The sequence below is a fragment of the Rhodoferax sp. genome (assembly GCF_023700745.1).
Lineage (GTDB): Bacteria > Pseudomonadota > Gammaproteobacteria > Burkholderiales > Burkholderiaceae_C > Rhodoferax.
Genome location: NZ_JAMPYG010000027.1, coordinates 1 through 20,556, shown reverse-complemented (window position 1 = coordinate 20,556; position 20,556 = coordinate 1). Strand labels below are relative to the sequence as shown.

The following is a 20,556-nucleotide window of genomic DNA, read 5'->3' as shown; positions in this document are numbered from 1 at the left end:
GCCGCCGTCAGCGTGGTTTTGCCATGGTCAACGTGACCGATGGTGCCCACGTTGACGTGGGGCTTGGTTCGTGTGAATTTTTCTTTTGCCATTTTGAGTCCTTAAAAGAGCAATGCCCGTGTGTTGGTTTAATGTTTGCAGTTCGTCACTGGGTCCCTGGCCACGGGCAGCCTGGGGTGCGAAATCGCAGACAGTTCTTGATCATTTAATCAGTCGGGGTCAGAGCACATCGCTGCGCGAGTGGTCTGACCCCAAACTAATTATTTAGCTCTCGCTGCCATGATGGCTTCTGAGACATTGCGCGGAGCTTCCGTGTAATGCTTGAATTCCATCGTGTAAGTGGCACGGCCCTGCGACATCGAGCGCAGCGTGGTCGAGTAGCCGAACATTTCAGACAGCGGCACTTCGGCCTTGATGGCCTTGCCGCCACCGACCATGTCTTCCATGCCCTGCACCATACCGCGGCGTGAGGACAAATCGCCCATCACGTTGCCGGCGTAGTCTTCAGGCGTTTCCACTTCAACGGCCATCATCGGCTCAAGAATTACCGGGCCGGCCTTGCGGCAGCCTTCCTTGAAACCAAAAATAGCGGCCATCTTGAATGCCAATTCGTTCGAGTCCACGTCGTGGTACGAACCGAAGTGCAAGGTCACCTTGACGTCGACCACAGGGTAGCCAGCCAGCACACCTTGCGTCACGGCTTCGTGAATACCTTTTTCCACCGCAGGGATGTACTCGCGTGGCACCACGCCGCCCTTGATGGCGTCAACAAACTCAATGCCCTTGCCTGGCTCATTGGGCTCAATCTTGAGCACCACGTGGCCGTATTGACCCTTACCACCGGACTGACGCACGAACTTGCCTTCGGCATCTTCAATGGTCTTGCGGATGGTTTCGCGGTAGGCCACCTGAGGCTTGCCAACGTTGGCTTCAACGCCAAATTCGCGCTTCATGCGGTCAACAATAATTTCGAGGTGAAGCTCGCCCATACCAGCGATCAGGGTCTGACCAGACTCTTCGTCGGTCTTGACGCGGAATGAGGGATCTTCCTGCGCCAGACGCTGCAGGGCAATACCCATTTTTTCCTGGTCAACCTTGGTCTTGGGCTCGACCGCCTGGGTAATCACGGGCTCAGGGAACACCATGCGTTCCAGCATGATGATGGCGTTTGGATCGCACAGGGTTTCGCCGGTGGTCACGTCTTTCAAGCCGATACAGGCAGCAATGTCGCCCGCAACAATCTCGCTCACCTCTTCACGCTTGTTGGCGTGCATCTGAACGATACGGCCGATACGCTCTTTCTTGCCGCGAATCGGGTTGTAGACCGTGTCACCCTTGGTCAGGACACCCGAGTACACACGCACAAAAGTCAACTGGCCAACAAACGGGTCAGTCATCAACTTGAATGCGAGCGCGGAGAATTTTTCTGAGTCGCTGGCTTGGCGCACGACCGGCGCTTCGTCTTCGTCCATGCCTTTGACTGGCGGAATGTCCACCGGCGATGGCATGAATTCAATCACGGCGTCCAGCATACGCTGCACACCCTTGTTCTTGAAGGCGGAACCGCAGTACATCGGCTGGATTTCGCTGGCGATGGTACGCGTGCGAATACCGAACTTGATTTCTTCTTCAGTCAAGTCACCTTCTTCGAGGTACTTGTTCATGAGCTCTTCGTTGGCTTCGGCAGCCGCCTCAACCATCTTCTCGCGCCATTCCTTGGCAACTTCGACCAGCTCAGCGGGAATTTCGCGGTAGTCAAACAACATACCTTGCGATGCTTCGTCCCAGATGATGGCCTTCATTTTGATCAGATCAACCACGCCGGTGAAATGTTCTTCAGCGCCGATCGGGATCACCATGGGCACGGGAGAAGCCTTCAGGCGCAACTTCATCTGGTCCACGACCTTGAAGAAGTTGGCACCGGTACGGTCCATCTTGTTGACAAAGGCCAGACGTGGCACCTTGTACTTGTTGGCCTGACGCCAGACGGTTTCAGACTGGGGCTGCACACCACCCACGGCGCAGTACACCATGCAGGCGCCGTCAAGCACACGCATGGAACGCTCAACTTCAATCGTGAAGTCGACGTGACCGGGGGTATCAATGATGTTGATGCGGTGCTCGGGCAAGGACTTGTCCATACCCTTCCAGAAGCAGGTGGTGGCAGCCGACGTGATCGTGATGCCACGCTCTTGCTCTTGCTCCATCCAGTCCATGGTGGCAGCGCCGTCATGCACTTCACCAATCTTGTGGTTCACACCAGTGTAAAAAAGGACGCGCTCGGTCGTGGTGGTTTTACCGGCGTCGATGTGAGCAGAGATACCGATATTGCGGTAGCGCTCAATGGGGGTATGGCGAGCCATGATGGATCCTTGGTTGATCTAAATTTTTAAACGACTACGCCACAAAGACTTTTGATCTTCGCGGCGTAGCGAGCGGTTTTCAGACTAGGCGTAGCCCTGTAGACAGTGCATTTGGCACGACAAAGGGCTGCAACGACGTATGAAAGCCGCGCAGTAGCCGCCAGTTAGAAGCGGAAGTGGGAGAAGGCCTTGTTCGCCTCTGCCATGCGGTGAACTTCGTCACGCTTTTTCATGGCGCCGCCACGGCCTTCGGTGGCCTCCATCAGCTCATTGGCCAAACGCAGCGCCATGGATTTTTCGCCACGCTTGCGGGCGGCTTCCTTGATCCAGCGCATGGACAGGGCCAGACGACGGACAGGACGCACTTCAACGGGCACCTGGTAGTTGGCACCACCGACGCGGCGGGATTTCACTTCAACCAGCGGCTTGACGTTGTTGATGGCCATGGTGAAGGCTTCAACCGGGTCTTTGCCTGGGTTCTTCTTTTCGATTTGCTCGAGGGCACCATAAATGATGCGCTCGGCGATCGCTTTTTTGCCGCCTTCCATGATCACGTTCATGAATTTGGACAGCTCGACATTGCCGAATTTAGGATCCGGCAGAATTTCACGTTTAGGGACTTCGCGACGACGTGGCATTTTTTCACCTCTATTGCTTCAGTTGGCGTTTTTTCAAACACCGCGAGAGTTAACAAATAAGACTCTCACTTACTCGACCCGAACAGTGGGTCACTACGTTCATCTCCTGCGCCACGCAGCAAACAAACACCTTTTAATTGAACGAACCAGCGGCTTACTTGGCCTTGGGACGCTTGGCACCGTATTTGGAACGCGACTGCTTGCGGTCTTTCACGCCTTGCAAGTCGAGCGAACCGCGCACGATGTGGTAACGCACACCGGGCAAGTCCTTGACACGACCGCCGCGAACCAGCACCACGCTGTGTTCCTGCAGGTTGTGGCCTTCACCGCCGATGTAAGAAATCACCTCGAAGCCGTTGGTCAGGCGCACCTTGGCAACTTTACGCAAAGCCGAGTTGGGCTTCTTTGGCGTGGTGGTGTAAACGCGGGTGCAAACACCACGACGTTGGGGAGAATTTTCCATCGCCGGGCTCTTGGACTTGACGGTCTCAACCGCACGCCCCTGACGGATTAACTGATTGATGGTTGGCATTGAGCCTCCTAAAAACTAAACGTCCCTAAACGTTTGAAAACATGAAATAAACAAAAACGTGAATCCCTTCGGAAACTCCGAAAAGCCCATTACTATATCAGGTCAGGGTTCTGTGTGCAATTTTCATTTGATCCACAGCCGCAAAGCGTCCCAGGCACGCCCGATCACGCCAGCCTGCTCCACACCCTGCAAGGCCACCAAGGGCACCTTGGCGACAACCTGGTCGGCGCTGCTGATCATGAGCGTCCCTACCTGCTGCCCTTTGGTAAAAGGTGCGACCAGCGGCTCCGGCCTGGCCACCTGGGTCGTCAGCTTGGTGCCCGTGCCGGCCGGCACCACCACCACAATGGCTCGGGTCTGGCCCAACGCCACCGTGGCTGCCTTCCCCTTCCAGACCGCAGGTGTCGCCACGGCCTGGTTGGCATCAAACAGCTTGACCGCTTCAAATGCGGTGTAGCCCCAGTTCAACAATTTCTGCGACTCATTGGCGCGCGCGTCTTCGCTGGCGGCACCTAGCACAATCGACAACAAGCGTCGGCTACCCAGCGCACTGGGCGAGCCCGCAGGTGCGCCGACCTGGCCCAGACCTGGCACATCGCGTCGCGCCGTTGCAATCAGGCAGTAGCCCGCCGCATTGGTATGCCCTGTTTTCAGGCCATCGACGGTCGGATCGCGAAAAAGCAACAAATTACGATTGCTGTCATTGGCTGCGGGCGTGCCTTCGTAGCGGTACTTTTTGATGGCGTAATACCCCACATATTCGGGAAAATCCCGCATCAACCGGGTGGCCAGAATACTCAGGTCACGTGCGGTGGTGGTATGGCCCGGCTCGGTCAGGCCCTCGGGGTTCTTATAGCCCGTGGCCTTCATGCCCAATGCCTTGGCCTGCTCGTTCATCAGTTGCACAAAACGCTCGACGGTGCCACCAACGCCTTCGGCCAGTGCCACGGTGGCATCATTGCCACTTTGCACAATCATGCCCTTGATCAAATCTTCCACCGGCACCTTCATCTTGGGATCAATGAACATGCGTGAGCCCGACATTTTCCAGGCACGTTCGCTCACCGGCAGGGTTTGCTTCAGGTCAAACTTTTTGCTGCGCAGGGCGTCGAATACCAGATAGGCCGTCATCAGCTTGGTCAGCGAGGCCGGCTCCACGGGCGAATCAATGTCTTGTTGCGCCAGGATCTGGTCAGCCGTGACATCCATCAACAAATAAGAACGTGCCGCAATTTCAGGCGCGGGCGGGTTTTGCGCAGCGGCAGACAGACAAACCGCAGCCATCAGGGATAAAAGTATTTTTTTCATGAACGTGCCGCCCCTCGTCAGCCGAGAGGCAAATCAAAAAGTGTTTTAAATTAAATCGCCGCCAGCATCAGGCTAGCGCCCAAGATGCTCTGGCGTCAGCAGCCGCTGCACCACCTGGCCATTTTTAAGATGAGACTCGACGATCTCGTCAATGTCGCTGGCATCCACATAGCTGTACCAAACAGCCTCCGGATAGACCACAGCCACCGGACCGGCTGCGCAACGGTCCAGACAACCGGCCTTGTTGACGCGCACTTGTCCCGGCCCGGCCAGGCCAGCGGCCTTGACTTGCGCCTTGCAGCGATCGAATGCGGCGACCGCATCATGTTGGGCACAACACGCCTCGCCATTGCTGCGCTCATTCAAACAAAAAAAGATGTGCCGCTGGTAATAACTGGCTGAAGGCGTTGACGCGTTGCCAGTTTGAGTTCCGGAATGGGGTGGGGTCGAATAGATCATGTGCCGGATTTTAGTTTTTTGACTCTTTGTCCCAGAGCAAACTCAGCAGATAAACCAGAGTTGCAAAAGGCCAAAGCCAGCCCAGCCACTGCGCCAGGCCATGAAAACGAATGAACCGCCCCTGCTCCCACAGAAACAAGGTTTGCTCAAAATAGGGGCTTAGCGACGTCTGATTCAACAAACTCAGATGCACCCCCAGAGCCAATAGCGCCAGCGCGGCACTGGCCCGCCGCGGCACCCGCAGCAACACCAGCGCAAGCACCACGGCACTCATCAACGCGGCCTTGACCGGTGCACTAAGCCAGACCCAGGCATGCTCGGGACCGACGCTCAAGGCAGCACTGAGTGCCGAGGCCCAGATGGCAAAAAAACACACCCAGAGCACAAACCAGGCGCGTTGCCCGACCTTGCGAATAATGCAAAAGCCCAGCAGGCACGGGATCAGCAAACCCAGCACCACACACAACCACTCCATGGCAGGCAGCAGCGGCTGTAAGGTCGCCTCACGCATCGGCAACCATTGCAGGAAAGGCGTATCTGCCAGCACGGCAGCCATCTTGCCTTGCAGCCGCTCAAACACCTGACCCAGCCCGAGGGGAATCGAGGTGGGAAACAACAGGGCCAAAGGCCACAAGGCCAACAACACCAGTCCACCCCGCGCATCCATCACAAACCAATATGCCCTGAAACGGCTCCAGCGCTGCAACACACCCAGTCGCTCCAGGCTCCAGGCACTCATTGCGCCGAGTGCACCACCCGCCATATTCAGCATCAAATCAAGATTGGAAGGCACCCGTTTGGGCAAGTAGACCTGGAGCGACTCCATCAACAGTGACAGCATCAAGGCCACCAACACCGCCAGACGCAAGGCAAATCGCGAACGCCCGGTACGTAACGCGCTCAACACCAGGAAAAATCCGAGCGGCATGTACCCGACAAGATTGGCCACCACGTCAAAAACGGTCCAGTACCTGGGCAGCGGTGCGGTCAGGAAAAACCAGGGGGCCACACCCTGGTCACGCCAACCCGCAAAAGGAAAAAGACTCGCGTAAACAATCAGGCCCGCATAAACCAGTGCCAGTGGCCATGCCGAAGTCTTGTGCATCGACATCACAAACTCAGGATGGGGCCAGCACAACCAGGCCGGCACACCAACTGGCGACAAAAATAGGGAGAGGCTTGATCCAGAGCATGAAGGTCGATCTGAACTTTAAAAAAAAACCCCAGCACAAGGGCTGGGGTGGTAAGCCTATTTGCTGTCACACATCAAGGCCCCGCTCAGGGAGGAAAAGCGGGGAGCAGTAAACTGCCCGGCACGTAATTTAACAAAAAATATCCGCCTTTTCAAGCCAATGTCAAAAAAAATGTCGCTACGATGAGAAAACATTTCAAAACTGATTCACAACCATGACCCACTTCGCCTCTTTCCCCCAAGGTCGGCCACGCCGCTTGCGCCGCGACAGCTTTACCCGCAACCTGGTGCGTGAAAACGCCCTGACCGCGCATGATCTGATCTACCCCGTTTTTGTGGTTGATGGTCAGCAACAGCGCCAGGCAGTGTCTTCCATGCCCGGCGTGGAACGCCTGAGCCTGGACCTGCTGCTGCCGGTGGCCGAAGACTGCGTCAAACTGGGCATCCCGGTCATGGCGCTGTTTCCCGTGATCGAGCAGCACCTCAAAACTGCGGACGGCCGCGAGGCTTTCAATCCCGAGGGCCTGGTACCGCGCGTGGTACGCGCACTCAAAAAAGAATTCCCCACACTGGGTGTGATGACTGACGTGGCATTGGACCCGTTTACCAGCCACGGCCAGGACGGACTGCCCAGCCCCGACCCGATTGAGGACGGCTACATCATGAACGATGAAACCGTCGAGGTGCTGGTCAAACAAGCCCTCACGCAAGCCGCTGCCGGCGTTGACATGGTTGCACCCAGCGACATGATGGACGGCCGCATTGGCGCCATCCGCCACGCACTGGAAGCCAACCATTTCATCCACACCCGCATCATGGCCTACAGCGCCAAATACGCCAGCGCCTTTTACGGCCCGTTTCGCGATGCCGTGGGTTCTGCCGCCAACCTCGGCAAAAGCAACAAAAAGGTCTATCAAATGGACCCCGGCAACAGCGACGAAGCGCTGCGCGAAGTGGCCATGGACATTGCCGAGGGTGCGGACATGGTCATGGTCAAGCCCGGCATGCCCTATCTTGACGTGGTGCGCCGCGTCAAGGACACGTTCAAAGTGCCAACCTTTGCCTACCAGGTCTCTGGTGAATATGCCATGCTCAAGGCCGCAGCCCAAAACGGCTGGCTCGACCACGACGCGGTCATGATGGAAAGCCTGCTGGCCTTCAAGCGCGCCGGAGCCGATGGTGTACTGACCTATTTCGCCCGGGATGCGGCCAGGTTGTTGCGCCAATAAACACAAGCCATCCAGCCATGCGCATCTTCTCGATCAGCGCCAGCCGTGCGACTGAAATCGTATCTGGCGAGTTGCCTGAGGACTTGGCTGGTTTGCACCTGCCAGCGGCCGACTACCTGTGGCTATCGTGCACCCGCGCCGAGCTTGAACATTGGCAAATGCCGCTTCAAACGGCGCTGCAAACCCTGTGCAAACTGCAATTGCTCGACCTGCATGTGTCGGACCTGCTGAATGCCCAACTGCCTTCGCGTTTTGATTTCACTTCGCAATACGACCTGCTGGTCTTTCGCGGCCTGGCAAGCGCCAACGCCCCATCAGACACCCCCGCCAGCCACCCACTGAAGCACTTGCCCAAACGTGGCGGCCCCCCCATCTTGCGACGCATCGACACCAGCGCAGTCGGTTTTGTGGTGTTTGACCGCGTCCTGCTCACGGTCCACCCCGCCGACCACCACCTGCGCGACGCCTACGCCGGACGCCTGCTGGCGACCAACGGCACAGATATGGCCACCAATGCAGCACCGGGTGCGCCCGACAGCCGCTCTACCGGCGCACGCGGCGTTCCCGCCAACCCGGCCGACCTGATGCTGCGCATCGTCAACCAGATGGTGGACGCTTATCTGGCGCTGCGCCGCGAGCTGAGCCAACAGCTTGACCACTGGCAGGCCGAACTGCTCAATCCCAAGACCCGTTTCAACAATTGGAACGCCCTGCTCAGCGCCCGCTTGTCCCTGCACCACCTGGACGAAATCTGCGAAGACCAGCGCGCCGCCATCCAGGACTGGATCGAGGCCCTGAAGAGCTGGCCAGAGCACGACGAACTGCTCAACAAGCACCAACGCGACCTGTTGCACGTGCGCAGCCGGGACGTGCTGGAACACATCGAGCGCGTGTTGCACCACGTGCAACGGCTCGAACAAAACGCCGAAACCACCGTGCAAATGCACTTCAACGCGCAAAGCCACCGCACCAACGAAATCATGCGCACGCTGACCGTGCTGACCGCCATTTTTCTGCCACTCAACCTGATCGCCGGTATTTTTGGCATGAATTTCGAGTTCATCCCGCTGCTGCACATGAGCAACGGTTTCTGGTGGGCCATGGTGGCCATGGGACTGACCGCCGCTGCCCTGGTGCTGTTTTTCTGGCGCAAACGCTACCTGGAACGGTCGTCGCGCTGACCCTCTATTTTCAAGGCACACCACCATGGACCTCAAACCCCTCGTTACCCTGCTGGCCTTGGTGAATCCACTGGCAATCGTGCCTTTTTTCATTCACTACACCCAGGACTTCACGCGTGAGCAGCGGCGGCGCACCATCTTGATAGCCTCCTTCAGCAGTTTTGTGGTGATTGCCACCTGCGCCCTGATGGGGCTTTACATCCTGGAGTTTTTTAGCATCTCGTTGGCCAGCTTTCAGGTCGGTGGCGGCATGTTGCTGCTCACCTCTGCGCTGGCCATGCTCAACGCCCAGCCGGCCGAGGCGAAATCCAACGCAGAAGAAATGCATGACGCCGCTGCCCGTGCCAGCATTGCCGTGGTGCCGCTGACCATTCCACTGCTGACCGGCCCGGCCACCATGTCCACGGTGGTGATTTATGCCGACAAGGCCAAGACCTTCTGGCAACTCGGCACCCTGGTGGGTTATGGTGTGGTCATTGCACTGGCCACAGCCCTTTGTTTTTCACTGGCCAACCCGATCGCCAAGGGACTGGGCAAAACCGGCATCAACGTCATGACCCGGCTCATGGGACTGATTCTGGCAGCGCTTTCGGTGGAAGTGATGGCCGACGGGCTGATCAAGCTGTTTCCGATACTTGCAAAATAGCGGGTCGCCCCCCATTTGGGCTGAAGTTCATGACTGCATATTCAGGCCGGGCGCCTGGGTCGAATTTTATTTTTTGAGGAGGTATTGATGAAACGCTGGTTCTTGATCTTGATGACCGCCCTGACCCTGACGGGCTGCGGCTACAACGACTTCCAACGCCTGGACGAGCAAACCAAATCGGCCTGGAGCGAGGTGCTGAACCAATACCAGCGCCGTGCCGACCTGGTGCCCAACATTGTGGCCACCGTCAAGGGCGAGGCCGCTTTTGAGCAGGAAACGCTGACCAAGGTGATCGAAGCCCGGGCCCGGGCCACGTCAATTCAGGTCACGCCCGAAACCCTCAACGATCCTGCAGCCTTCAACAAATTCCAGGCGGCACAGGGTGAACTGGGCTCGGCACTGAGCCGCCTGATGGTCGTGGCTGAACAATACCCCAACCTCAAGGCCAACCAGGGCTTCAGCGACCTGCGCGTGCAACTGGAAGGCACCGAGAACCGCGTCACGGTGGCACGCAACCGCTACATCCAGGCGGTGCAGGAATACAACGTGCTGGCGCGCAGCTTCCCCAGCAACCTGACGGCCATGGTATTCAGCTACGCACCCAAACCCAGCTTTACGGTGCAAAACGAAGCCGCCATTTCAACCCCACCAGTGGTTGATTTCAACAAAAAATGAAGGCTTTGCTGCGGCTGATGCGGCACAGGCTACCGCTGACCCGGTGGCTTGGATCGCTTTTGCTGTTGTGCCTGATTGGCTTGGGCGCAGCCCGGGCACAGCAAGACGTGCCCGCCCTGACCGGCCATGTGGTGGATACCTCTGGCACCCTGGCCGCTGCCCAGCGTGACGCGCTGGAAGCCCGGTTAAGCGCCTTTGAACAAGCGCGCGGCTCGCAAGTGGTGGTCTTGCTGGTGCCCAGCACCCAGCCCGAAGACATAGCTGCCTATGCCAACCGTGTCGCCAATACCTGGAAAATTGGCCGCAAAGCCATTGGTGACGGTCTGCTGCTGATTGTCGCGGTGCAAGACCGCAGACTGCGCATTGAGGTGGCCAAAACGCTCGAAGGCGCAATCCCCGACCTGGCCGCCAAACGCATCATTGACGAAGCCATCACGCCACGCTTCAAACAAGGCGACTATGCTGGCGGCATTGATGCCGGTCTCACGCGCATCATGGGACTGATCAGCGGCGAGGCCTTGCCCGAACCACCCCAGAGATCAACCCAAAACGCTGGCGGCTTTGATTGGATGGAACTGGGCATCTTTTTGTTTGTCGCCGTGCCAGTGATCGGTGCAGTTACCCGACGCATACTGGGGAATCGGCTCGGTGCCATGGCCACGGGCGGGGTGGCCGGAGGCATCGCCCTACTGCTCACTGCCAGCCTGCTGATTGCCGGACTGGCCGCTGTGGCCGCCATGATCTTTACCTTGGTGCCGAACACCCCCGGCCTGCGCAACAGCGGCTTGCACCGTGGTGGCCGCAATACAGGCTGGGGCCATGGCGGCGGTTTTGGTGGAGGTGGCTTTGGTGGTGGCGGTTTTGGCTCTGGCGGTGGTGGTGATTTTGGTGGCGGTGGCGCCTCGGGAGACTGGTGATGTGGACACGTTCAAGCCGGATTTTCAAACACCGCTGGCAAAGCGACAACGCCACCCAGCGCGCCATACCGCCCGCCTTGCTTGACAAGCTGGCCGCGCAGGTGGCCCGTAGCGAAACCATTCACACGGGTGAAATTCGCATTTATGTTGAAACCGGCCTGCCGCTGAGCTACCTGTGGCAGCCCGACAGCATGGCGCACATCACCCGCGAGCGGGCGCTGGCCCTGTTCGGCAAACTGCGGGTATGGGACACCGCGCACAACAATGGCGTACTCATTTATCTGTTGCTGGCCGAGCACCGCATCGAGATTGTGGCCGACCGGGGTTTGAATGAGCGGGTTGCCGCAGACACCTGGCCCCGCCTGGTGTCTGGCATGAGCACTGCGTTCAAAGCAGGGGATTACGAAGCCGGTCTGACACAGGCGGTGCAGCAAGTCACCGCACTATTGCAACAGCACTTTGCGCTGCGGGCCGGACAAAGCAACCCCAACGAGTTGCCAGACACACCGGTATTGAACTGACTTACTTGCCAGGTGCGGCCATCGACTGCACCGACACCTCCACCCGACGGTTTTTGGCACGCCCCTCAGCGGTGGCGTTATCGGCGATCGGCTCGGATTCACCCTTGCCCACCGCCTGCACACGCTTGACATCAACGCCTTTGCTCACCAAATAAGCTTTCACGGATTCAGCGCGTGCCACCGACAAACGCTGGTTGTAGGCATCACTGCCCACGCTATCGGTATGCCCGGTTGCAATCACCACGTCAAGCGCCACGCCCTTGATCTTGGTCACCAGCTCATCGAGCTTGGCAGCCCCGCCCACCTTCAGCACCGACTTGTTGAAGTCAAACAGCGCATCTGCGGCCAGATTCACTTTGGTCGCAGCAGGAGCGGCAGCTGCCGGTATGACGGCACGTGCACGCGTCGGCACCACAACGTCTTTCTTTATTTTTTCCAGCGTGTCCACCATGGTTTCGTCCAGTGGGCACAGCTCGGCTGGATCAATGCCGGCACGGTCCTGACCCGCATCCTGTGCGCTTGGCAGGTCTTGCCGCGGCACACCCAGTGTTGATACCAACTGCCCCATGCCGGCCAGTGTGCGGGCCTGCGCTGTGGCCTGGTTGTAGCGCGCGTTGATGTAAGCGCGGGTGGCTTCAAAGTACTCGTTCTGGCTATCCAGCAAGTCGAGCAAGGTGCGCTGGCCAATGTCGAACTGCTGGCGGTACGCCTCGCGTGACTTCTCTGTGGCCAGGCGGTGCGCATCCATGTAGCGCAATTGTTCGTCCAGACTGCGCACGTCGCTGTAGGCGATCGACAAGGTTTGGCGCACATCGCGGCAAGCTTTTTCCTGCAGGTCGCGCGCTTGTTCCCTCTGGTCGACGGCCTGACGCTCACGGGCCTTGTCGGCACCGCCACGGAACAGGTTGTAGTTCAGCACCAGCTCAATCCCATTGACCCGCGTGTCGCCAAGGATGCCGCCGGTGTTTTTGTCATTGCTGGCATAAGCGCGCAGGTCGACCCGTGGGTAATAGGCGGCTTTGGCGGATTCAATCGCTGTTTTGTAGGCACGCACGTTTTCTACGGCAGCATTCAGGGTGGGGCTGCCTTGCAAACCATCGCGTATCAGGTCGGTGGTTGTAGCGGGCATGGTTCCCAGCTTGAACGGCTCAGGAAAGGTTGGCAGGTTGGCTTCTGGCTTTTCTCCCACCACACGCAGATAGCGTGCGCTCACATCGTGCAGGTTGGTCAACTCGATCAGCAGGTTGGACTCGGCCAGCGCCAAACGGCCGTTGGCCTGCTCAACGTCTACCCGGCGCCCCACACCTGCGTTGGCACGCTCTTCGACCAACTGTGTGGTTTGTTTGTGTTCGACATAATTTTGCGTGGCTGCCTCCACCAGTTCACGGTAGCGCACCACATCAGAATAAGCACGAATGGCCTCCAGGGCAGCCGACTCGGACACCTCAAGCAGCTCGTAGTAACGCGTCAGCTTGGCATACCCCAGGCGTTTGGCCTCATTGGCGGTGAACATGCCATCAAACAGCATCTGGTTCAAAGTGAGCTGCGCGGCATTGAAGTTGTAGCGTCCATAACTGCCGCCTGGCGCCGAGGGGGAGTCCTTGTCTTCACGTCCGGTGCTGGCGGTCAGGTCGAGTCGCGGGAAAAATCCGCCACGCGCGACATCACGCTCATGGCCGGCGGCGTTGAAACCATTCCAGCGAGCCTGCACCTCCGGGTTGGTGGCAACCGCCTTGCGTGCTGCCTGCACCATCGGCGCAGGCAGGTTCTGGGCTTGAGCCGCTCCCAAATACATCAGCACAGCCAATGTAACCAAAGAAACCCTTTTATCTTTAGAATTCATAAGACCCCCGGAAAAGTTGTAACAACCAGTAAACCGTGTGAGATTCAGTTTACGAATTATTATGTCCTAAATCTTGATAATTCTCAAAGCTCACAACACATGATCATCGTAGTCACACGCTGCCTCAGATCGCTGCGTATGCGCGGTCTGCAGCAAAGCGTGTGGCTGTTTCTGTTGAGCTTGTCGCTGGCACTCATCAGTTCGTTTGCCGCCCCGGACCACGACAAGACCCAAGCCCTGGCGCAAGAGCGCTACGGTGCCCGCGCCGTGGAAACCGTGGCCGCCTGGCGCCGCCTGATTGAAGAGTCGCGCGACCTGCCCGACCTGGACAAGCTCAACAAGGTGAACACATTTTTTAACCGGCGCATTCTGTTTCAGGACGATATCGTGGTCTGGCAACAAGCTGACTACTGGGCGTCCCCGCTGGAATTCATGGGTCGCGGCAGTGGTGATTGCGAAGACTTTTCCATTGCCAAGTACACCACCCTGCAAATTCTGGGTGTTGGCAACGACAAACTTCGCATGGTGTATGTGCGGGCCAAGATCGGCTCAACAGCATCAGTTGCACACATGGTGCTGGGTTATTACCCGCAGCCCACAGCAGAACCACTGATTCTGGACAACCTGATCACCAGCGTGCGTCCGGCCTCCATGCGCTCTGACCTGGTACCTGTTTTCAGCTTCAACAGCGACGGCCTGTGGGTGGGCGGCGCCACTGCCTCCTCGGCCGACCCCACCGCCCGACTGTCGCGCTGGCGCGACGTGTTGGAACGCATGCACCAGGACGGCATCAACTGAAACCGACCCATTCAAGAAAAAACCAGCGAGTCCACCATGTCACTCATCAAACAACTCTGGATTGCCATCATCCTGGTCATGACCATCGCTTTTGGTGGCAGCATGATCGTCAGTGTGCTCTCTGCACGGCATTACCTGGAGCAGCAACTGCAGGTCAAAAACATCGACAACGCCACGGCGCTGGCCTTGTCGCTGACGCAACTGCCCAAAGACGAGGTCACGGTCGAACTGCAGGTTGCGGCGCAGTTCGATGCTGGCCATTACCGCTTTATCCGCATCGTTTCACCCAACGGCAAGATCCTGGTCGAGCGCATCGCCACCAGCAACGAGCACTGGGCGCCCGACTGGTTCATCAAGCTGTTCCCGATCCACACCACGCCCGGGCAGGCGCTGATCCAGGACGGCTGGATCCAGTACGGCACGCTCACACTGGCCAGCCAGGACGTCTATGCTTACAAAAGTCTGTGGGACGGCACCGTTGAACTGCTGCTCTGGTTCGTGCTGGGCGCCGCCCTCACTGGCGTGGTTGGCACCCTGGCCATGCGCATCATCACCCGACCGCTGGGCGAGGTGGTCGGACAGGCGCAAGCCATTGCCGAGCGCCGGTTCCTCACCATTACCGAGCCCCGCACGCCCGAACTCAAAAGCGTGGCGCGCGCCATGAACGACATGGTGGGCCGGCTCAAGGCCATGTTCAGCGAAGAAGCGGCGCGGCTTGAGGCGCTGCGCAAAAAGGTCAACCGCGACCCGGTCACCGGCCTGTCGAGCCGCGAATACTTTCTGGCGCACCTGCGCGAGGCGGTGCAGGGCGATCAATTTGGCTCTGCCGGCAACCTGGTGATGGTGCGTCTGCTCGACCTCAACGAGCTCAATACCCGCCTCGGTCACCAACAGGCCGACGCCTTGCTCAAAGACGTGGGCACCGAGCTTTACAACACTGGCGACGGCCGCGTGGGCCAGCGCGCCGGTCGCGTCAAAGGCGCAGAATTTGCCATCGTCTGCCCCACCTTTGCCAGCGCCACCGAGGCCGCCCAGTACATCCACACGCGGCTCATGCAAAACGTGCTGCCCAAGTGGCAGGACAAGGTGCCAGACATGTTCCACCTCAGCGCCGTGCGCTACCAGCATGACCAGGATATCGGCCAGCTGCTGGCCCGCGCCGACGAAATGCTGGCCCAGGCGGCCAGCAAGGGCGCCAACACCTGGCATGCCGACAAAGGCGGCTCAACCAAGCCCGCTGTGCCGGCCGAACAATGGCGCACGCTGCTGACCGAAGCCGTCGCGGGCGGCCGCCTGGCGCTGAGCTTCTACCCGGTCATGTCGGGTGACGGCAGCAACCCGATGCACCAGGAAGGCGTGATCCGCCTGAAAGTGGACACCCAGGGCACCCTGTTGACGGCGGGCGACTTCATGCCCATGGCGGCCCAGCTCAACCTGACCGCCCCGATCGACCTGAACGTGGTCAAGCTGGCCATAGACCATCTGCGTACCACGGCGGGCGACGTTGCCGTCAACCTGTCGGCCGAAACCATTGGCAACTTCAGCTTCCGCAACGAACTCACGCAACTGCTCAAGACCTACCCGGATGTCTGCAAACGGCTGCTGTTTGAAGTGCCCGAGTACGGCGTATTCCGCCAGTTCGAGGCCTTCCGCGACCTGACGCGCAACCTCAAGCAACTCGGTTGCCGTGTCGGCGTGGAATATTTTGGTCAGCAATTTACCGAAAGCGACAAGTTGGCCGACCTGGGGCTGGACTACATCAAGGTACACCCCACTTACATTCACGGCATTGCCGACAACGAAGGCAACCAGGAATTCCTCAAAGGCCTGTGCAAAATGGCACACGCCTTTGGCATCACCGTGGTGGCGCAGGGCGTCGAGAACCCCTCCGATCTGCCGCTACTGGCCGAGCTTGGCTTTGACGGCGTGACGGGGCCGGGGGTCAAGTGAAACGGCTGATTGTCAGTTGTACTTACAATCAGCCAAATGATCCCGCGAACAGCTGAAACCACACTGCGCGAGCTCGCCAAGGGCTATCCCGTTCTCGCGTTGACCGGGCCGCGCCAGTCAGGCAAAACAACGCTGGCCCGCGCGGTATTTTCTACCTACCCTTACGTTTCACTGGAAAATCCAGCGCAAAGGGAGTTCGTGCAAAACGACCCCCAAGGTTTCCTGAACAGATATCCAGACGGAGCAATCATTGACGAAGCACAGCGCTGTCCTGAACTCTTTGCCTGGCTGCAAGGCGTCGTGGACCAGCAACAGCGTCCCGCACATTTCATTCTTACGGGCTCGCAACAATTTGGCTTAATGTCTGGCATCACACAGAGCCTGGCCGGACGGGTGGCCTTGCTCAATCTGCTGCCATTTTCTGCCAGCGAATTGCGCCAGGCCAACATGCTGGCGCCATCGCTTGACGAGGCACTATTCAAAGGCAGTTATCCACCCATTTACGACCGCCATCTTGAGCCTGGCATTTGGTACGCCAACTACGTTCAAACCTATATTGAGCGCGACGTACGTCAACTCATCAATGTGCGCGATCTCAGCCAGTTCCAGCGCTTTTTACGCCTGTGCGCCGGGCGCACCGGACAACTCCTTAACCTCAGTGCACTCGGAGACGATGCGGGTCTGAGCCACAACACGGCGCGCGAGTGGATATCGGTCCTGGAGGCCAGCTACATCATTCACCGCTTGCCGCCGCACTATCAGAACTTTAATAAACGCCTGGTCAAAACACCAAAACTCTATTTTCATGACACCGGCCTCGCTGCCTGGCTGCTCGGCATCGAGTCTGCAGCACAAATAGCCAGCCACCCCTTGCGTGGTGCCTTGTTTGAGACTTGGGTAGTGGCGGATTACCTCAAAAAGCGGCTCAATACAGCACGCCCATCCAATCTGAGCTTCTGGCGCGACCGCTCAGGCCACGAAGTCGATCTGCTGGTTGAGCAAGGGGGGCACCTGGAAGCCATAGAAATCAAATCGGGCGCCACCCCGGGCAAAGATGCAAGCCGTGGCCTGGATCAATGGCGTGAATTAGCCGGAACGCAAGCTGGACAATCCATCCTGGTGTATGGTGGTAATGAGGAACAAACCCGAACCCACTACCAGCTTATTCCGTGGTATGCGCTTTAACACGATACACCAACGACCTGCCAGGCGGCTGGCCTTCCTGCTGTGCCTGATCAGCGCGCCCACGGGTCCGGCGCTGGCGCAGGCCATCACCTACGCGCCGCCGTCGGCTGCTGTCATTGAAGACGCACCGCCCGCCGTGCGCAAGGCATTGCAAGAAGCCAGCGCACTGGAGTCAGAGCCGGACAGCGCCAACACCACCCACAAGCTCTGGCAGGCCGCCGTGCTGTACTGCCAGGCTTCACGCTGGGGCAGCGCCGAAGGCCAGTACCGGCTGGGCATGCTCTATGCCTTCGGCCAGGGCGTGCCCGCCAACCCGGCTTTTGCCGCCAGCCTGTTCTCGGTGGCCGCCGCACTGGGCCACGCCCAGGCGCATCAGATGCTCGACACCCTTGAAATGAAGTCGGCAACGCTACCGGCCTGCGTCAACCAAGACCAGTTGCCCGAAAAAGCACCTGCGCCGCCCCCGTTCTGGCATGGCCTGCCGCCCGACCTGCACCCCGGCAACGGCCTGTCGATCGAGAAATACCTGCTCACCCTGCCCAGCCACAAGCGCTGGCTCATTCCGCTGACCACCACCATGAGCGCCTGGTATGCGCTCGACCCCAAGCTGGTGCTGTCGGTGATTGCGGTGGAGTCCAACTTCGACACCGGCGCCCAGTCACCCAAAGCGGCCATGGGCCTGATGCAGCTCATTCCCGACACAGCCGAACGCTTCAACGTGCGCAACGCCTATGACGCCACACAAAACCTGCGCGGCGGCATGCGCTACCTGCGCTGGCTGCTGTCGTACTACCGCGGCAACATCACCTATGCGGCTGCCGCCTACAACGCCGGCGAAGGCCGGGTCGACCGCTACAAAGGCGTGCCGCCGTTCCCTGAAACGCGGGCCTACGTCAAACGCGTGCTGGGCCTGTATGGCAGCACGCGCCATGCGTTTGACGAAAACCTGACGGGGGCGTCGCCGTGGTTGGTAGCCGGTGGGCGGTAACACTCAACAGTGGGCATTTCCACCCGGGCATACCCAAGAGAAGCCGTAACCGGCAAAACCACTGTCCTTAATACAAAAAGCACCCGAAGGTGCCCTTTGCAACATCCCAAACCAGTTGGGTTCGTGTCGGCGACAGCTTAGGGATTATTCAACAAAACACTGACCTCGGTTTCGACCTTCAGGGTCACCGTCGACGTATCCGCAAATGTCGCAGTCCAGATTGCAAAGTTGCCATCGCCGCTTGTTCCCGTCTGCGCCCAGGTGGCGGTCGTATCATCACTGAGATCTAGCTTGTCACTGTTATTGCCAACGATAGTCAGCACATGGTCCGAGTCGGTGAAGTGCAACACATCCTCAGCGCGCAACACCAGCGTTGTGCCCTTGTCCGCCGCACCTTGTGCATCGTCGGTGAGCAGCAACACCTCGACATTCTTGATCGCCGTGTTGCCGGTCAGGTCCACTGTAGCCTGGTTCAACCCCACGGTGTTGAACAGGGCCAGCGCACCGTCGTCAATACGCAAGACATCGTCGCCGGTGCCGCCATCCAGCTTGAAATCCGCAAGATCGTAGACCAACATGTCATTGCCGCCGGCACCGTCCACCGAGTCGATTCCGGTGCCACCGTTGAGGATGTCTGTTCCCGAATTGCCATTCAGGACGTCGTCCCCACCGGCTCCGTACAGGTAGTTGACAACGGTAGGCGTGGTGTCGGTCATGGCGGTACCCGTACCATCGCCATCCATCGAATCCGTCAGCGCTTGCGTGGCCGGAGGGTCGTTCGGAGTGACGACTGCCACCAGCGCGGTCTGGTCCGAACTGATGCTGGAGTCATCGTCCAGGATCAGACTTGTGACACCACCACCACCACCCGTGGCCTGTCCAAAGATCGGCACGCCTTCAATGGTGAAGTCCGTCAAATTGACCTTGGTCGTCGTGGAGGCGGCCTCTAGACCGACCACATAACTGTGGGTGTTGCCGATGTTGAAGCCGGTGTCCGGCGTGAACGTGCCTTGCTGACCCTGCGCTCCCAAAGCAAACAGGCGGGCATAGGCAAACTCCGGATTGGCCTGGTCCACAAAGGTCAGAATGACTGGCTGGATCTGGTTGTTGGTATTGGTGATCATGGTGACATCCAGCACGCTGGGTGCCTTGATGTCGTTGATAACATAGTTCATGTTGGCCGACGCGGTATCGCCGTCGCCATCCATCAGCGTGTAGCTTAAGTTGTCCTCCACCTGCCCATCGGCATCCGAGAGCGGCACCGCATCCTGCTTCACGGTATAGGTGTAGTCGCCGTCCGCCTCGATATGCAGCGTGCCGTACTTCGTGACCACGTCCGCCACACCATCGCCACCCAAGGCTTCAGTCACGGTCGCGCCGCTGGTGTTGACGTAGGTGATCGAGTAGACCGCCGCGCCATCCGCGCCCACGGTGTCGGCTCCCGGGTCGTCCACGATCACGTTACCGCTGTCGGCCGTGGTGACAGTGTGCAGGACGTGCACGTCCTCGACATCGATGCTCTTGGTTGCATTGGCCCCATCGTAATCCACGTACAGCGCATAGTTTCCGTTAGCCGGCAGCGAACTGAGTACGACGTCCATCGTTTTATCGGTACTCGACCCCATCAAGACATTGGAGGGATTCGAGAGGTCAACCAGTTTCCAATTGATGGTGCCACTATCCCCGGACCAGTTGATCTTGAGCGTATCGCCGACAGACAGTCCATTGATGGTCGTGATCGGCGTATAAGCCAAGCTGCCCGACCCGTCCGATCCCGAAACCAGATGAACGCTGGAGGCCAGCCAGTCCGTATCGCCGATATGGCTTTCCGTCAGCGTCACCGTGGGCTCGTTGACAGCAACGGGCGTGTCATCAACTACCCGGATCGACAGGGTGTCGCTGGCCGTGGTGCCGCCCAGTCCGTTGACCACCAGGCTCACGTTGTCGGTGAAGTCGGTGAGCGACACCGCATCGCCCGTTGCCGGTACTTTGCTGTCGTTGTCGATCGTGGCATTGAGCGTGTAGGTGTAGCTCACCACACCCGTGCCGCTGTTGTAGTTGGTCAGCGTCAGTGTGCCTTCGCCGGTCTGGATCACTTTGTTGGTCGTCGACAGTGCGTCGAGTTCGTCCG

General features: G+C 58.8%; 19 protein-coding genes. 10 read left to right on the top strand and 9 right to left on the bottom strand.

From position 1 onward, the window contains the following. The 7 genes from NDJ10_RS14835 to NDJ10_RS14805 form a co-directional block, all read right to left on the bottom strand. A partial coding sequence (locus NDJ10_RS14835; protein WP_018149672.1) for a GTP-binding protein occupies positions 1 to 92 on the bottom strand: 92 nt, incomplete at its 3' end. Positions 93 to 260: 168 nt separating this feature from the next. Beyond that, entirely contained in the window at positions 261 to 2,363 is a 2,103-nt protein-coding gene (fusA, locus tag NDJ10_RS14830; protein WP_296163705.1) for an elongation factor G, read from the bottom strand. Positions 2,364 to 2,527: 164 nt separating this feature from the next. Then, complete coding sequence (rpsG, locus tag NDJ10_RS14825) at positions 2,528 to 3,001, bottom strand: 30S ribosomal protein S7 (protein WP_296163702.1); 474 nt, start codon at positions 2,999 to 3,001, stop codon at positions 2,528 to 2,530. Between the two features lie 154 nt (positions 3,002 to 3,155). Next, positions 3,156 to 3,533, bottom strand: coding sequence for a 30S ribosomal protein S12 (gene rpsL, locus NDJ10_RS14820; protein WP_223907615.1), 378 nt, complete (start codon positions 3,531 to 3,533; stop codon positions 3,156 to 3,158). Between the two features lie 123 nt (positions 3,534 to 3,656). Further along, positions 3,657 to 4,841 carry a D-alanyl-D-alanine carboxypeptidase family protein gene (locus NDJ10_RS14815; protein ID WP_296163695.1) on the bottom strand — a complete coding sequence of 395 codons (1,185 nt, stop codon included), beginning with the start codon at positions 4,839 to 4,841 and terminating at the stop codon, positions 3,657 to 3,659. A 72-nt stretch (positions 4,842 to 4,913) separates the two neighbouring features. Continuing rightward, positions 4,914 to 5,300: a (2Fe-2S) ferredoxin domain-containing protein gene (locus NDJ10_RS14810; protein ID WP_296163693.1), complete on the bottom strand. Its 387-nt coding sequence runs from the start codon at positions 5,298 to 5,300 to the stop codon at positions 4,914 to 4,916. A gap of 10 nt (positions 5,301 to 5,310) precedes the next feature. Next, a complete protein-coding gene (locus tag NDJ10_RS14805; protein WP_296163707.1) occupies positions 5,311 to 6,405 on the bottom strand; it encodes a VanZ family protein in 1,095 nt (364 codons plus the stop codon). A gap of 302 nt (positions 6,406 to 6,707) precedes the next feature. Here NDJ10_RS14805 and hemB point away from each other — a divergent pair, with 302 nt between their 5' ends. The 6 genes from hemB to NDJ10_RS14775 all read left to right on the top strand — a co-directional run bounded on the left by hemB (position 6,708) and on the right by NDJ10_RS14775 (position 11,661). After that, positions 6,708 to 7,721: a porphobilinogen synthase gene (gene hemB, locus NDJ10_RS14800; RefSeq protein ID WP_296163691.1), complete on the top strand. Its 1,014-nt coding sequence runs from the start codon at positions 6,708 to 6,710 to the stop codon at positions 7,719 to 7,721. Positions 7,722 to 7,738: 17 nt separating this feature from the next. After that, positions 7,739 to 8,902, top strand: a complete 1,164-nt coding sequence (locus tag NDJ10_RS14795) for a magnesium transporter CorA family protein (protein WP_296163689.1) — start codon at positions 7,739 to 7,741, stop codon at positions 8,900 to 8,902. A gap of 25 nt (positions 8,903 to 8,927) precedes the next feature. Next, on the top strand, positions 8,928 to 9,548 hold the full coding sequence (locus NDJ10_RS14790; RefSeq protein ID WP_296163686.1) for a MarC family protein: 621 nt from the start codon (positions 8,928 to 8,930) through the stop codon (positions 9,546 to 9,548). Positions 9,549 to 9,635: 87 nt separating this feature from the next. Next, the gene (locus NDJ10_RS14785; RefSeq protein WP_296163684.1) at positions 9,636 to 10,223 is read left to right on the top strand and encodes a LemA family protein; all 588 of its coding nucleotides are present in this window, start codon (positions 9,636 to 9,638) and stop codon (positions 10,221 to 10,223) included. Then, on the top strand, positions 10,220 to 11,140 hold the full coding sequence (locus NDJ10_RS14780; RefSeq protein WP_296163683.1) for a TPM domain-containing protein: 921 nt from the start codon (positions 10,220 to 10,222) through the stop codon (positions 11,138 to 11,140). The genes NDJ10_RS14785 and NDJ10_RS14780 overlap by 4 nt, the downstream gene beginning before the upstream one ends. Then, positions 11,140 to 11,661, top strand: a complete 522-nt coding sequence (locus tag NDJ10_RS14775; RefSeq protein ID WP_296163680.1) for a TPM domain-containing protein — start codon at positions 11,140 to 11,142, stop codon at positions 11,659 to 11,661. The genes NDJ10_RS14780 and NDJ10_RS14775 overlap by 1 nt, the downstream gene beginning before the upstream one ends. 1 nt (position 11,662) lies before the next feature. Here the strand turns inward: NDJ10_RS14775 and NDJ10_RS14770 are convergent, their stop codons facing one another. Then, on the bottom strand, positions 11,663 to 13,477 hold the full coding sequence (locus NDJ10_RS14770) for a TolC family outer membrane protein (RefSeq protein WP_296163677.1): 1,815 nt from the start codon (positions 13,475 to 13,477) through the stop codon (positions 11,663 to 11,665). A gap of 126 nt (positions 13,478 to 13,603) precedes the next feature. Between NDJ10_RS14770 and NDJ10_RS14765 the strand changes: the two genes are divergently transcribed. From NDJ10_RS14765 to NDJ10_RS14750, 4 genes are read left to right on the top strand one after another with little or no spacing between them, the layout of a single operon-like run. After that, positions 13,604 to 14,302, top strand: coding sequence for a transglutaminase-like cysteine peptidase (locus NDJ10_RS14765; RefSeq protein WP_296163675.1), 699 nt, complete (start codon positions 13,604 to 13,606; stop codon positions 14,300 to 14,302). A gap of 36 nt (positions 14,303 to 14,338) precedes the next feature. Continuing rightward, positions 14,339 to 16,252: an EAL domain-containing protein gene (locus NDJ10_RS14760; protein WP_296163673.1), complete on the top strand. Its 1,914-nt coding sequence runs from the start codon at positions 14,339 to 14,341 to the stop codon at positions 16,250 to 16,252. Between the two features lie 36 nt (positions 16,253 to 16,288). After that, positions 16,289 to 17,437: an ATP-binding protein gene (locus NDJ10_RS14755; protein ID WP_296163671.1), complete on the top strand. Its 1,149-nt coding sequence runs from the start codon at positions 16,289 to 16,291 to the stop codon at positions 17,435 to 17,437. Further along, positions 17,427 to 18,425 (top strand): transglycosylase SLT domain-containing protein, encoded by a 999-nt coding sequence (locus tag NDJ10_RS14750; protein WP_296163669.1) that lies wholly within the window; start codon positions 17,427 to 17,429, stop codon positions 18,423 to 18,425. The genes NDJ10_RS14755 and NDJ10_RS14750 overlap by 11 nt, the downstream gene beginning before the upstream one ends. Before the next feature lie 137 nt (positions 18,426 to 18,562). Here the strand turns inward: NDJ10_RS14750 and NDJ10_RS14745 are convergent. Next, on the bottom strand, positions 18,563 to 20,556 hold a 1,994-nt coding region (locus tag NDJ10_RS14745), incomplete at its 5' end, for a hypothetical protein (RefSeq protein WP_296163667.1).

Coding starts and splice junctions, on each gene's coding strand:
- fusA (WP_296163705.1), bottom strand. CDS start 2,363: ATGGCTCGCCATACCCCCATTGAGCGCTACCGCAATATCGGTATCTCT.
- rpsG (WP_296163702.1), bottom strand. CDS start 3,001: ATGCCACGTCGTCGCGAAGTCCCTAAACGTGAAATTCTGCCGGATCCT.
- rpsL (WP_223907615.1), bottom strand. CDS start 3,533: ATGCCAACCATCAATCAGTTAATCCGTCAGGGGCGTGCGGTTGAGACC.
- NDJ10_RS14815 (WP_296163695.1), bottom strand. CDS start 4,841: ATGAAAAAAATACTTTTATCCCTGATGGCTGCGGTTTGTCTGTCTGCC.
- NDJ10_RS14810 (WP_296163693.1), bottom strand. CDS start 5,300: ATGATCTATTCGACCCCACCCCATTCCGGAACTCAAACTGGCAACGCG.
- NDJ10_RS14805 (WP_296163707.1), bottom strand. CDS start 6,405: ATGCACAAGACTTCGGCATGGCCACTGGCACTGGTTTATGCGGGCCTG.
- hemB (WP_296163691.1), top strand. CDS start 6,708: ATGACCCACTTCGCCTCTTTCCCCCAAGGTCGGCCACGCCGCTTGCGC.
- NDJ10_RS14795 (WP_296163689.1), top strand. CDS start 7,739: ATGCGCATCTTCTCGATCAGCGCCAGCCGTGCGACTGAAATCGTATCT.
- NDJ10_RS14790 (WP_296163686.1), top strand. CDS start 8,928: ATGGACCTCAAACCCCTCGTTACCCTGCTGGCCTTGGTGAATCCACTG.
- NDJ10_RS14785 (WP_296163684.1), top strand. CDS start 9,636: ATGAAACGCTGGTTCTTGATCTTGATGACCGCCCTGACCCTGACGGGC.
- NDJ10_RS14780 (WP_296163683.1), top strand. CDS start 10,220: ATGAAGGCTTTGCTGCGGCTGATGCGGCACAGGCTACCGCTGACCCGG.
- NDJ10_RS14775 (WP_296163680.1), top strand. CDS start 11,140: ATGTGGACACGTTCAAGCCGGATTTTCAAACACCGCTGGCAAAGCGAC.
- NDJ10_RS14765 (WP_296163675.1), top strand. CDS start 13,604: ATGATCATCGTAGTCACACGCTGCCTCAGATCGCTGCGTATGCGCGGT.
- NDJ10_RS14760 (WP_296163673.1), top strand. CDS start 14,339: ATGTCACTCATCAAACAACTCTGGATTGCCATCATCCTGGTCATGACC.
- NDJ10_RS14755 (WP_296163671.1), top strand. CDS start 16,289: ATGATCCCGCGAACAGCTGAAACCACACTGCGCGAGCTCGCCAAGGGC.
- NDJ10_RS14750 (WP_296163669.1), top strand. CDS start 17,427: ATGCGCTTTAACACGATACACCAACGACCTGCCAGGCGGCTGGCCTTC.